The sequence below is a fragment of the Sphingorhabdus sp. M41 genome (genome assembly GCF_001586275.1).
GTDB lineage: Bacteria > Pseudomonadota > Alphaproteobacteria > Sphingomonadales > Sphingomonadaceae > Parasphingorhabdus.
The window spans coordinates 705,757-716,630 of the sequence record NZ_CP014545.1; the positions used below are offsets into that span (position 1 = coordinate 705,757).

The window sequence follows — 10,874 nt, forward strand, 5'->3', positions numbered from 1 at the left end:
CTGTCCTATATATATGATACAGTAAATTTCTGGCGGAATCCGTGACAAATCACTGGCCGCTCTGGTAGATTATCGATAAAGGGGCCGTCATGGTATTTGAACTCATCAACATTATCCAGTTTCTCCTTGGAATTGTAATCACGGTTATCATTGTGCAGGCAATCATGAGCTGGCTGCTCGCCTTCAATGTGATCAATCTGCAAAATGACATTGTCCGGGCGATCTGGACCACGCTCGATGCGCTGACCGCGCCGATCTACCGACCGATCCGCAAGATCATGCCGGATTTCGGAGCGATCGATCTGACCCCGATGGTCGTGATCATCGGCATTTTCATTATTCAACGGTTACTGGACGGCGTACAATATGAGATGTTAGCGGGATAAATACAGGTGGCAGCACAGATCATTGACGGCAAGGCTTTCGCCGCCGGCCTTCGCGAACGGATCAAAGACGCGGTTCCGGCCTTTGTGAAGCAGGCCGGCCGCGCGCCCGGTCTGGCCGTGGTGCTGGTCGGTGAAGACCCCGCCAGCCAGGTCTATGTCGCGTCCAAGCACAAGGCGACCATCGCCGCCGGGATGGAAAGTTTCGAACACCGGCTACCGGCCGATGTCGCGCAGGAAGACCTGATCGCGCTGGTCGAGCAGCTGAACGCCGATGAGACCGTCGACGGAATATTGGTGCAATTGCCTCTGCCAGAAGGTCTCGATGAAAAAGCCGTGGTCATGGCGATCGACCCTGACAAGGATGTCGACGGCCTGCATGTGATCAACGCCGGCCGGCTGGCCAATGGCGAGGACGCGCTGATCCCGTGCACCCCGCTAGGCAGCCTGATGCTGCTGAAAGATACATTGGGCGATCTGACCGGCCTGGACGCTGTGGTGGTCGGCCGCTCGATCCTGGTTGGCAAGCCGATGGCGCAGCTGCTGCTGGCAGAAAATTGCACCGTTACCATGGCCCATAGCCGCACGCGCAACCTGCCCGACGTGGTCCGCCGCGCCGATATTGTTGTCGCAGCCGTTGGCCGCGCCGAGATGGTCAAGGGCGACTGGCTGAAAGACGGCGCCGTGGTGATCGATGTCGGTATCAACCGGCTCGACCCCGAACCGGGCCAGAATAAAGGCCGTCTGGTCGGCGATGTCGCCACTGCTGAAGCGCTCGACCATGTCCGGGCGATTACCCCGGTGCCGGGAGGGGTTGGCCCGATGACCATTGCGGTGCTATTGCGCAATACGCTGGTCGCTGCATCCGCGCGCGCCGGACTGGAAAAACCAAAGGGTCTGTAATGCGAATATTTGCCGCTATCGGAATCGCGCTGATGCTTTCGAGCTGTGCGGGCGGCGGCGCTCGTCTCAATGACCGAGAACGGTACGACCGGGTCATCGGAAAGCCGGTCGCCAATCCGAGCGCGATCGTCAAGGCAGAATTGTCCTTCGCCCGGCTGGCGCAGGAAAAGGGGCAATGGACCGCATTTCGCGAGACCGCCGCCGACGAGGCGATCATGTTCACGCCCGAACTGGTCAATGCGCAACAATGGCTGAAAGGCAAGGCCGATCCGTCTCAGGCGGTTAGCTGGCAGCCACATAAAATCTACATGTCCTGCGATGGCAGCATCGGTGTCTCAATTGGCGCCTGGCAAAGCGCAAACGGCACTACCGGTCACTTTACCACCATCTGGCATCAGGATGACTTCGGCTCGCGTCGGCCCGGCAAGGACGTGAATTGGAAATGGATATTCGATGATGGTGTGCCGCTGACAACACCGCTGGCAGAGCCCGACTATGTCGAAACCGAAGTGGCTTCATGCAAGACGAAGCTATCCGAAACTGTTTCTCCAACAGGACTGACCGAAAAGGGCAAGTCCGGGACTTCCGCCGATCGCAGCCTGGTCTGGAACGCGGCCTTCGCGGCCGACGGCTCGCGCATCGTCTTTGTCGATCTGGCGCAAGACGACGGCAGCTTCAAGCGGGTGCATGAATATCGGGTCGACGCTCCGACACCATGATCGAACTTTTCATCTCTGCCTTCATCACCTTTTTCGTGGTGATCGATCCGCCAGGCTGCGCGCCGATCTACGCCAGCCTGACCAGCAGCGCGCCACCACGCGACCGCCGGATCATGGCCATTCGCGCTATCCTTGTCGCCGCAATCATATTACTGGTTTTCGCGCTGTTCGGGGAACAGATGCTGGGTGCGCTGGGTATCAGCCTCGACAGTTTCCGCATTGCTGGTGGCATCATGCTGTTCCTGATCGCGCTCGAAATGGTGTTCGAGAAACGCACCGAACGGCGAGAGGACCGGGCGCAGGAGATTATTGAGCAGCCCGAGATCGAGGATGTTTCAATCTTCCCGATGGCCATGCCGATGATCGCAGGGCCCGGTTCAATTGCCGCTGTCATGCTGCTGACATCCCAGCATGATGGCATCGACAATGCGCTGATCATTCTCGGCGCTTTGGGATCAGTACTGTTGCTCACCCTGTTCGGCCTGCTCGCAGCTGGCCCGCTGATGCGGGTATTGGGTAACAAGGTCGAAGCAGTCATTACCCGGGTGCTCGGCGTTCTCCTGGGCGCGCTTGCGGTACAATTTGTGGTCGACGGGCTGAACGCGAGCTTCTAGCGCGTCGCGACATTTGGCGCGGGATCTGACGCTAAAACCCTTGGCTATCCCACATCCGTCGGGCGTGGCTTACATTCATTCCCGCTCCGTCCAGAGCCAAAGTCTGAAGGCTGCTGTTCACTCGCTGATCACCCCGGAGATCGAGAGCAGCATGAAAGCGCGATTGGCCAGCCCGGGGTTGATGATCAGACGTTTGATCAATTGTTCCTGGCTTTCATTTTCGCTTCCATAAGCAGCGACCAGCTTGTCCCAGGACTCCCGAGAGTCCTCAATCCGGCCATTTTTGGCATAGACCATGGCCATAGCGATGTCATAATAAGGTCCAACGCCAGTACTGGACGGCACGATTTTCTCGGCGATTTCCAGTGCTTCCTTGTCCTTGCCTTCCGATAGCAGCGTTAGCACCAGTCCCGTTTCTGCGACGATGGAACCGCTGGGGTCGAGGGCGATGGCGCGTCTCAGATATTTATTTGCATCCGGGTCTCCGCAGCCAAATAGAAAGCCGCCAGTCTGAGCCTGAATGGTTGCTTCATAGGGATCCAGTTCAACCGCTTTTTCAGCAAATTCTTTGCCGCGAGCACAGCTGCGGTTGAAGAAACTGGATCTGGCGAGGGCAAAATTGGCCGACGCGTCTTCTCTGCCACGAACCATCGCGCGGCGTGCATATTGCAATCCCGCCTCGAAGTCCGGCTCTTTGCCGCTGGATTCTACCCGCAAAAAAGACATGAACGATGCAGCGGCAAGAATTTGGCTATCCAACGGATCCGCTTCCAGCGACTTTTTTATGCATGATTCAACGACCGGCAACAGATCAGGATCGCGATTGGCACGATAGTTTTCGAACCGGAGAAGACAGGAATAACCAATCATGGCGCCGTCGGGCAGATGTTTGCGCTGGTCGGTGGCAATCACTCCATAAATGCTGGCAATGCGACTGGCTACCGGACCAAGTTTTTCAGGATATTCAGACATTGAATCAGGCAACACCAGAGTTGTCGACCAGATGGTCTCCTTCTCTATCAACGATGTCAGCGAAAAGTTGATTTCGGGTCCGGCTGCCCCTTCGACTATCTGGCTTTTGAACAGATAGGCGTTCTGATCCTGATCTGAATTGATGTCTGACCCGTTTGCTGCTGCCAGGCGTACTTGCGCTGAACGGGCGAAGGCATCTTCAAAAAAATGTTGGATGCCCGAAGCTCTTCCGCTGGTTGAAACTCCGGAATCCTGTCGGGTGACGGCAACGTAAATTTTCGGAGCCATGGTATATCGGTCCGAATTTAATTCCGTGCCGGATGAATTCGGGTTGCTGGTGTTCAGCAACCAGATGAGGTCGGCTCCGGCTATGATCAGCAAGGCAGCGATTCCGAATGTTATCCACCGGTTCTTGAACCACAGATCCAGCTTGGTCTCGGTTGGTGCGGGGATATTGAGATCAACATCATCCGATGTTGTTGCAATCGGTAGCTCTTCCAGCTCAGCATCATTCACCTCGATTTCGACGGCATAATGGCCAATCGGAATATGCAGCCGGGTCGCACTGTGGTGAGCGGCATAATGAGCGGATAGCATTTTTCGCAGCCTGCCCACTTGTACGCGCGGATAGCTGTCAGCCTGAACATCAAAATCTTCGGTGCGACCAAGTCCGTCCACGGCAACCTGATAGGCCTTGGGTGGATTGGCCGGATTGGAAATGGCTTCTTCAACCAGATAGCTCAACAGTTGCGACATGACTGGCGAGCGAATGAAATCGGGCGATTGCAGAAGCATATGTGTTTCCGCACGGAGCAGCTTGGCTCGACGTTCCTCCGAAATCGGCGAGGATGTCATTTCGGTCTCCCTTCGAATTTATCGCTACCAGAAATAAGCGCTATCTGCACAAGCCAAATGATCACTGAAATGCCACTCGGTCTCGAAGACTGATCCAGCCTTCACTGCCGACGATGATATGATCGTGCACGGTCAATCCGAGTTCTTTACCGGCTTTTAGCAGGCGGCGGGTGGCATCGATATCGCCCTCGCTGGGATTGGGATCACCGGACGGATGATTATGCGCAAGGATCAGGGCGGTTGCATCCAAAGCTAGCGCACGTTTCAATATCTCGCGCGGATAAATGGGGGCTTCCGAAATAGTCCCTCTGCTCACGACTTCGTCGCTGATAAGCCGGTTCCTGCTATCCAGAAACAGGACCCGCACCTCTTCGACCGGCAAACGCGCCATGGCCACGATAAGATATTCGATGACGTCCGTAGCCTTGGACAGGCAAATCCGGTCCAGCATCTTGTCCTTGGATGATATGAGCATGGCTTCCCGCACCAGAGACAGGATGGCCCGGGCAGGATTGCTCTTGGCTGTCCGGGGATCAGAGTGCAATGCCGCCCCGATCGAACCAAATTCGGTAATTAATGCATCGGCGACGGAAGAAGCATTGTCTATTTTCGCAAGGACGAAAAGTCGCTCCAGGATTTGTCGACCCCGTACTGCCGAAGGCGCTGCTGATGACGGTAAGTGCCGGCGGTCAATACAATCAGCATCGGATAGGCCCAGACTGCCGCTACTGCTCCATAAGCCTGTGGCATCAGTTCCGGAATAACCATTATCGGCAGGTGCGTGAGCACCTGTATCGATTGCATAGCGCATAACCATAAAGTCCAATACCTCTCAGCATTTAAGGCAAGATAGAAAAAGCTGCCCAACATCGCTGCATCGACAAGGAAGATTCTCACTTCAACATGAGAAAATCGATCGGAAACAGGGGCGGCGACCGCGATCGTGAGAAAGAAACCGACCAAAATTATAATGACCGCAAATCGCTCCGGTCTGCCGCCCCATATCAATCCATAGCTGCAACAAATAATCAGCAGCGCTTGAAACAATTGAATCCTGACCATTATCCTTTCGACCAAAGAAAGTTGATACGGTCAAGCCTAGCTTGGACTAAGCGGAAGGGACCGCTCTGGGATACACAGCTTCCGGTTCCGAAAGTTCCGCCTGTACCGGAGGACATTCCAGACCATCACCCCAGCTAACGGCGCGCAATCCAGCATCTTCCCGGTCTTCAGCCAGATGCGCATGCGCTTCCACCACTTCCCGATAACAGCGGGCGGTCTGGGCTGCTGCAGCAATCAGTTTTTCCGAGGCATCCATCCCGGCAGTCAGGGAAAAACGGGTGCCCGATGCGAGTCGGGCAGCAGCAATGCTGCTCATCAGTTCACCCATCTGAACCATGGTCAAATTGAGGGATTTTTCGACCTCGTGGATTTTTTTTGCGATGGGGCGGGCGGCTTCGATACGTTGATTCAACATGTGACTCTCCAGTCGCCGGATCATACCGGCGCCGATTGGTGACCAAAATTCCAAGGATTAATTTGGGCTGATCAACCTGCTCACGAGTATTGCGGCAAGGCAGACAAAGGCAAATGCAAAGGCGAGCTTGACCGATAGGTCGGCGATCGCCCAGATTCGCGCTCCTTTGTTTAGATCGTTACCCAATTCTCCCTGCTTGCGAAACGGCACAGAAAGGAGCGGGTTGGAGAAAGTGGCATAAGACTGATATGCCGATTGCACTTCCCTGACTCTATCCTGCGACGCTGCCTGATGTCCAGGCAGGGGATAAATTGCGTCGGATTCCGGCTTCGTCGCAATCCCAATTTTCTTGGGTACAAAATATTTGGGTTCAAATCCCTCGTGTTCAGCCAGCATCCGGGCGGCAGCCCTGCTGCTCGTCACTTCCAGTTTTTGTCGCGCAGACCGCAGCCGTTCGTTGATCACATTGGGCGTGACGTCAATTTCCTGGGCCGCGGTTTTGGCGTCATGACCTAGCAAAAGCAGGCGCAGCGCCTCCTTTTCATTCTCATTCAGATTGTCGCAAAAAACGCTGGTCATATTTTGCTCATACGACAGGGACGTTGATTTGGCAAAAAATACATGGTCAACATAGCGGCAAACTCTCCCTTCCCGTAGCGCAAAAACGTGAATTTCATATGGTTTTGCTGGGGTTAAATCTCATGTTACCGCTACAAGGAGTAAATTTAATTCGATAACAAATTCCTAATATCGCAGCAATTCAGCCGGATCTGCGTTGGTTTCATTAACTTGTAACGCTCGAATTGCCGGTGACACGGGTTCAACCTCAAGAATGTCGGCAAATCAGCCCATAAACATGCTTGTTCGGCAAGAAGCCCTTGCGATTGTTTGTTCGGAAAGGCGGTACAACGGTTCTGGCTCTGCCTGAGTCCGAGTCCCTCCGCTGAAGAATGGGTATCGCATGCAGCAATGGAATACTCTGGTCAGTATTTTGTCGCTGTATCGGGCTTTTCAGCCAGTTCAAGAGGAGCGTTGAACCCGCTAAGCTTCTCTGAACATACAGATCCGGGTTGATCCATATTCTCCCATGAGTGGATCAACCCGGAGATGATATTACGGTCTGAGTGCAACCGATCGAGTGAATTTGAGTAGTATAGTAGTAGAGTAGAGATTGTAATCGTCATGATTAAACGCGATTTGAACAGCTTCACCCGGCGAGAAAAAGAACTTTTTCTCGGTCACTTGGTGACGTGGGGCGCGATTATTTCTGCCTTTGTTCTGGCGGTCGTCTTGTCACCGGTGGTCGCTGCGGAGCAGGATGAACCTGCCGCAACCATCCGTGCGGATGCCGACACCGATATCGTGATGAGTGACAAGGGCTGATCAGCAACTGACTCACTATCGCCAGCATGTCGTCTGGCGCATCATCTTAACCTCGCACCCTTGATCTGCGATGCTATAAAGGGCCTATAACGGGCGCGCTTCTTCCACCAACATCACCGGAATTCCATCCCGTATCGGATAGGCCAGACCCGCTGCTTCACTGATGAGCTCCTGCGCTTCTGTATCATGAACCAGCGCAGTCCGTGTTATCGGGCAGACCAATATGCTCAGCAATTGTGGATCAATTGCCTGCAGCTCGTCTTTTGCACCCTGAATGCTCATTGTAAGGTAACGCGGTCATCGTCGCCATCCTGGCGGCCGAAAAACTGCAGCAGCTGAATGATCAGTTCGGCGCGATTGGCGAGGCCATCGACTTCCAGCAAAGCCTGTTTAGACGCGGCGTCAAAAGGGGCAATCTGCGCGATGCCGTTGACAAAGGCCATGTCGTCGAGCCGCCCGATACTGTCCCAGTCAACCTGATAGCCTTGCAGTTCAGCAAATTTGCGCGACTCTATTTCGAGCGCAGCGCGTTCGGCGCTGGCCAATACTTCGTCCAGTTCCTGGTCGTCCTCAATCTCGGCCCTTACCTGGCGAAAGGCGGTGGATGCGTCGATTTCCTCGACAATCCGGAATCGCGCCACGCCTTCCAGCACCACATTGAAGCGCCCGTCATCCAGCGCCTCGATATCGATGATCTTGCCGAGGCAGCCAATATCGAACAGGGCAGGGTGATCGCCCGCTTCCTTCGGCTGGACCATGCCGATCCTACGATCACGCGCCATCGCGTCATTGATCAGCGCGCGATAGCGTTCCTCGAATATGTGCAGCGGCAGATGCATGCCGGGAAACAGCAACGCACCAGCCAGCGGGAAGATAGAAAGTCTTTTGGTTTCGCTCATCCGAACAGCACGGCGCTGAGCTTGCGGCGGGTCGCAGCCACCCATTCGTCCTCAAGGCCGACCATTTCGAACAATGACAGCAGTTTCTGCCGCGCCGCGCCGTCATTCCACTCCTTGTCGGCAGCGATGATGGTCAAAAGATGCTCGGCCGCAGCGTCATGGTCGCCGGTAGCGATCAGTGCGACGGCGAGATCGAATCGGGCCTGATGATCCTTGCTATTAGCAGCCACAGCCGCCTCCATCGCCGCCAGCGCGCCGGCATCGGGCTTGTCCTTGGCCAGTTGCAGGGTTGTCTGCGCGCGTTCGATCGCGGGGTCGCTGCGCAGCTCGTCCGGCAATCCGGCGAGCGCGGCTTCTGCCTGCTCTATATGGTCTGCCGCAACCAGCGCGCGAATCAGTCCGCCGACTGCCTCGACATTATCGGGCGCCATATCGGCAATCTGCGCGAAAATCCCGGCAGCACGCTCGGCATCGCCTTCGCCCAGCACTTCTTCGCCCATCGCGAGCAAAGGCGCGATATCCTGTTCGGGCTCCGCTCCGCCGCCAACAGGCAGCTTTTCGAGCAACTGGTCAAGCGCGCCGGTCAATTGGCTTTCGCTGCGGGCGCTTGTCAGGTCCGCGACCGGCTTGCCCTGAAAAATCGCATAAACGGTAGGGATCGACTGCACCTGGAACTGGGCAGCGATAAATTTATTCTCGTCGACATTGATCTTGGCCAGTATCACGCCCTTGTCGGCATAAGCCGCGGCCACTTTCTCCAGCAACGGCGTCAGCGCCTTGCACGGCCCGCACCATTCCGCCCAGAAATCGAGAATGACGAGCTTGTCCATGCTCGGTGTCACGACTTCCCGCTGGAAGACTTCTACCGCTTTTTGTTCTTCGACTGTCAGTCCTGCTGTTGCCACGTGATGCTCCTGTTATAGCGCGGGACCAATGCCCGGACGCGCGCTCAAATCGTTTAACTTGTGGGCTTTATGTGGGGAGCGGGACGCCAATGCCAAGGATATTTTTGCATTTGTAGTGAACTAGGCGTTGATTGGGGCTTGCGGGGTATAAAAACCCATGCTAACCGCGCGCCTCAACTGCTGCTGACCAAGTGATTACCCAAGTGTCGCAGCAACGCCGAGCGGGCGTAGCTCAGGGGTAGAGCACAACCTTGCCAAGGTTGGGGTCGAGAGTTCGAATCTCTTCGCCCGCTCCAGTTTTTCCAAATAATTTCAACATTTTATGCAGATCGCGGCGGCGCGAAATCTGCTTCCCCGCTCCAGACTCTGCGTCGGGTAAGCATGGGGGAAGCAGTTGGCAGCGTTTCATGGCGTGGATTTGGGTGTGCATTGCGACAATTTGCTACAAACGAAGCCAAGCTGCAAGGCGACTCTGCACCGAAAATTTGATGCTAAGGATATATACCCTTGCATATCCAACTTTCAAAAGCGGCTGAGGAGTCTAATGGCGCTGAGATCACAGAGTTCAACAGTCGTTGAGTACGTCAACAATGTGTCTTATTGCTTGATCTGCCTGTTCGTTGTTCGAAAACCTACCGAAACTGAATCGGATACACTCGGATGCAGTTTCGTAGTCAAATCCCATGGCCCGTAAAACGTGAGAGGGTTCGATTGAACCAGAGGAACAAGCTGATTGAGTTGATGCAGCAATCTTCGGCTGTAATCTAGCGAGAAGATCTGATGCATCTCGCCCCGGAAAATGCATGAGCGCATTTCCCGGGTGCCGTCGCTCGAGTGAACCAATCAAGCTAGCTATTCGTTTCTCTGCGAGACTTTTTATAAAGCGATTGCGTATCGCAGCAATTGTGCCACGCTCACTTGATCCATTGTCTGAGACGAGCCGGCAGGCTTCTCCAAAGCCCATAATTAGCTCTGTTGGCATTGTGCCGCCACGGCGTCCCCCTTGTTGTCCTGCACCGACAATAATAGGCTTTATCTGATCCGACAGGCCAGGACCTGTCAACAGTGCTCCGATGCCTTTGGGACCGTAAATCTTGTGCGCCGAAACTGTTGCGAAAGCGATGTCAAGATTAAGCAGATCAATATCCATTGCAAGAGGTGCTTGCGAAAGATCGACGTGTAGCAGAATTCCTCGGCTTCTGCAGAGATCTGAATGGGCAGTAAGATCCGAAATTGCACCATTCTCATTATTGACGCCGACAATCGATACCAGAGCCGTGGAGTCATTTAGCAATGTTCTTAGGTGATGGTGGTCGGGTGCGCCATGTTTATTAAGAGCTATTCGCTTGACCGTTAACCGACTATTTTCCGCTTCATTCAAAATTGAGCCATGGTCAGCAGCGCCGATTAAAAGCTCCGTGCGCTGTGAACTAGAAGCTATTGCTTCGGCCGTCCTGACGGCCATTGCATTAGACTCACTTGCTCCGGATGTGAAAATAACGTCTTCACCTTGAAGGCCAAAGAGTTCTCCTACCTGCGCGCTTGCCACCTTAATGGCAGCGGCGGCGCGCCATCCGAGCACATGATCTGCCGAGTGCGGATTGGCAAAATGCGCTGCTGAAGCTGTATGGATCACCCGCAAAACACGCTCATCGACGGGAGTCGATGCTTGGTAGTCAAGGTAGATTGTTTGCCCAACCTGCATATTAACCCCGATGTTGGAAGAACTCGCCTGTAGCCCTTATAAACAAATTTGTATACTGG

At 54.7% G+C, this 10,874-nt stretch carries 14 protein-coding genes and 1 tRNA gene; 6 read left to right on the plus strand and 9 right to left on the minus strand.

The window, feature by feature from the left end; translation table 11 throughout:
- Positions 1 to 89: 89 nt before the first annotated feature.
- From AZE99_RS03430 to AZE99_RS03445, 4 genes are read left to right on the plus strand one after another with little or no spacing between them, the layout of a single operon-like run.
- Positions 90 to 386 carry a YggT family protein gene (locus tag AZE99_RS03430; RefSeq protein ID WP_067198102.1) on the plus strand — a complete coding sequence of 99 codons (297 nt, stop codon included), beginning with the start codon at positions 90 to 92 and terminating at the stop codon, positions 384 to 386.
- A gap of 6 nt (positions 387 to 392) precedes the next feature.
- Positions 393 to 1,286, plus strand: a complete 894-nt coding sequence (folD, locus tag AZE99_RS03435; RefSeq protein ID WP_067198104.1) for a bifunctional methylenetetrahydrofolate dehydrogenase/methenyltetrahydrofolate cyclohydrolase FolD — start codon at positions 393 to 395, stop codon at positions 1,284 to 1,286.
- Positions 1,286 to 2,005 carry a hypothetical protein gene (locus AZE99_RS03440; RefSeq protein ID WP_067198106.1) on the plus strand — a complete coding sequence of 240 codons (720 nt, stop codon included), beginning with the start codon at positions 1,286 to 1,288 and terminating at the stop codon, positions 2,003 to 2,005. Before folD ends, AZE99_RS03440 begins: the two co-directional genes overlap by 1 nt.
- Positions 2,002 to 2,619 (plus strand): MarC family protein, encoded by a 618-nt coding sequence (locus AZE99_RS03445; RefSeq protein ID WP_067198107.1) that lies wholly within the window; start codon positions 2,002 to 2,004, stop codon positions 2,617 to 2,619. Before AZE99_RS03440 ends, AZE99_RS03445 begins: the two co-directional genes overlap by 4 nt.
- A 117-nt stretch (positions 2,620 to 2,736) precedes the next feature.
- Here the strand turns inward: AZE99_RS03445 and AZE99_RS03450 are convergent, their stop codons facing one another.
- The 5 genes from AZE99_RS03450 to AZE99_RS03470 form a co-directional block, all read right to left on the minus strand.
- Positions 2,737 to 4,446 carry a tetratricopeptide repeat protein gene (locus tag AZE99_RS03450; protein ID WP_067198109.1) on the minus strand — a complete coding sequence of 570 codons (1,710 nt, stop codon included), beginning with the start codon at positions 4,444 to 4,446 and terminating at the stop codon, positions 2,737 to 2,739.
- A 61-nt stretch (positions 4,447 to 4,507) separates the two neighbouring features.
- Positions 4,508 to 4,990: a JAB domain-containing protein gene (locus AZE99_RS16235; RefSeq protein ID WP_197460241.1), complete on the minus strand. Its 483-nt coding sequence runs from the start codon at positions 4,988 to 4,990 to the stop codon at positions 4,508 to 4,510.
- Between the two features lie 59 nt (positions 4,991 to 5,049).
- Positions 5,050 to 5,508: a hypothetical protein gene (locus AZE99_RS16240; RefSeq protein WP_067198113.1), complete on the minus strand. Its 459-nt coding sequence runs from the start codon at positions 5,506 to 5,508 to the stop codon at positions 5,050 to 5,052.
- A gap of 46 nt (positions 5,509 to 5,554) precedes the next feature.
- The gene (locus tag AZE99_RS03465) at positions 5,555 to 5,923 is read right to left on the minus strand and encodes a hypothetical protein (protein WP_067198114.1); all 369 of its coding nucleotides are present in this window, start codon (positions 5,921 to 5,923) and stop codon (positions 5,555 to 5,557) included.
- A 57-nt stretch (positions 5,924 to 5,980) separates the two neighbouring features.
- On the minus strand, positions 5,981 to 6,502 hold the full coding sequence (locus AZE99_RS03470; protein ID WP_067198116.1) for a helix-turn-helix transcriptional regulator: 522 nt from the start codon (positions 6,500 to 6,502) through the stop codon (positions 5,981 to 5,983).
- Between the two features lie 603 nt (positions 6,503 to 7,105).
- On the opposite strand from AZE99_RS03470, the gene AZE99_RS03475 reads away from it, so the two are divergent.
- Complete coding sequence (locus AZE99_RS03475) at positions 7,106 to 7,306, plus strand: hypothetical protein (RefSeq protein ID WP_067198118.1); 201 nt, start codon at positions 7,106 to 7,108, stop codon at positions 7,304 to 7,306.
- An 84-nt stretch (positions 7,307 to 7,390) separates the two neighbouring features.
- On the opposite strand, the gene AZE99_RS03480 is transcribed toward AZE99_RS03475, so the two are convergent.
- Genes AZE99_RS03480 through AZE99_RS03490 form a run of 3 tightly spaced genes read right to left on the minus strand, consistent with a single transcriptional unit; the run spans position 7,391 to position 9,110 of the window.
- Complete coding sequence (locus AZE99_RS03480; protein ID WP_067198119.1) at positions 7,391 to 7,588, minus strand: Trm112 family protein; 198 nt, start codon at positions 7,586 to 7,588, stop codon at positions 7,391 to 7,393.
- Positions 7,585 to 8,205: an LON peptidase substrate-binding domain-containing protein gene (locus tag AZE99_RS03485; protein ID WP_067198121.1), complete on the minus strand. Its 621-nt coding sequence runs from the start codon at positions 8,203 to 8,205 to the stop codon at positions 7,585 to 7,587. Before AZE99_RS03485 ends, AZE99_RS03480 begins: the two co-directional genes overlap by 4 nt.
- Entirely contained in the window at positions 8,202 to 9,110 is a 909-nt protein-coding gene (locus AZE99_RS03490; protein ID WP_067198122.1) for a tetratricopeptide repeat protein, read from the minus strand. Before AZE99_RS03490 ends, AZE99_RS03485 begins: the two co-directional genes overlap by 4 nt.
- Before the next feature lie 221 nt (positions 9,111 to 9,331).
- Between AZE99_RS03490 and AZE99_RS03495 the strand changes: the two genes are divergently transcribed.
- Positions 9,332 to 9,406 (plus strand) — tRNA-Gly (locus AZE99_RS03495).
- Positions 9,407 to 9,675: 269 nt separating this feature from the next.
- Here AZE99_RS03495 and AZE99_RS03500 read toward each other — a convergent pair.
- Positions 9,676 to 10,815, minus strand: a complete 1,140-nt coding sequence (locus tag AZE99_RS03500; protein ID WP_067198124.1) for a cysteine desulfurase family protein — start codon at positions 10,813 to 10,815, stop codon at positions 9,676 to 9,678.
- Positions 10,816 to 10,874: the final 59 nt, after the last annotated feature.

Excerpts from the sequence above, each read along its gene's own strand:
- AZE99_RS03430 (WP_067198102.1), top strand. The coding sequence starts at position 90 with ATGGTATTTGAACTCATCAACATTATCCAGTTTCTCCTTGGAATTGTA.
- AZE99_RS03440 (WP_067198106.1), top strand. The coding sequence starts at position 1,286 with ATGCGAATATTTGCCGCTATCGGAATCGCGCTGATGCTTTCGAGCTGT.
- AZE99_RS03445 (WP_067198107.1), top strand. The coding sequence starts at position 2,002 with ATGATCGAACTTTTCATCTCTGCCTTCATCACCTTTTTCGTGGTGATC.
- AZE99_RS03450 (WP_067198109.1), bottom strand. The coding sequence starts at position 4,446 with ATGACATCCTCGCCGATTTCGGAGGAACGTCGAGCCAAGCTGCTCCGT.
- AZE99_RS16240 (WP_067198113.1), bottom strand. The coding sequence starts at position 5,508 with ATGGTCAGGATTCAATTGTTTCAAGCGCTGCTGATTATTTGTTGCAGC.
- AZE99_RS03465 (WP_067198114.1), bottom strand. The coding sequence starts at position 5,923 with ATGTTGAATCAACGTATCGAAGCCGCCCGCCCCATCGCAAAAAAAATC.
- AZE99_RS03470 (WP_067198116.1), bottom strand. The coding sequence starts at position 6,502 with ATGACCAGCGTTTTTTGCGACAATCTGAATGAGAATGAAAAGGAGGCG.
- AZE99_RS03475 (WP_067198118.1), top strand. The coding sequence starts at position 7,106 with ATGATTAAACGCGATTTGAACAGCTTCACCCGGCGAGAAAAAGAACTT.
- AZE99_RS03480 (WP_067198119.1), bottom strand. The coding sequence starts at position 7,588 with ATGAGCATTCAGGGTGCAAAAGACGAGCTGCAGGCAATTGATCCACAA.
- AZE99_RS03485 (WP_067198121.1), bottom strand. The coding sequence starts at position 8,205 with ATGAGCGAAACCAAAAGACTTTCTATCTTCCCGCTGGCTGGTGCGTTG.
- AZE99_RS03500 (WP_067198124.1), bottom strand. The coding sequence starts at position 10,815 with ATGCAGGTTGGGCAAACAATCTACCTTGACTACCAAGCATCGACTCCC.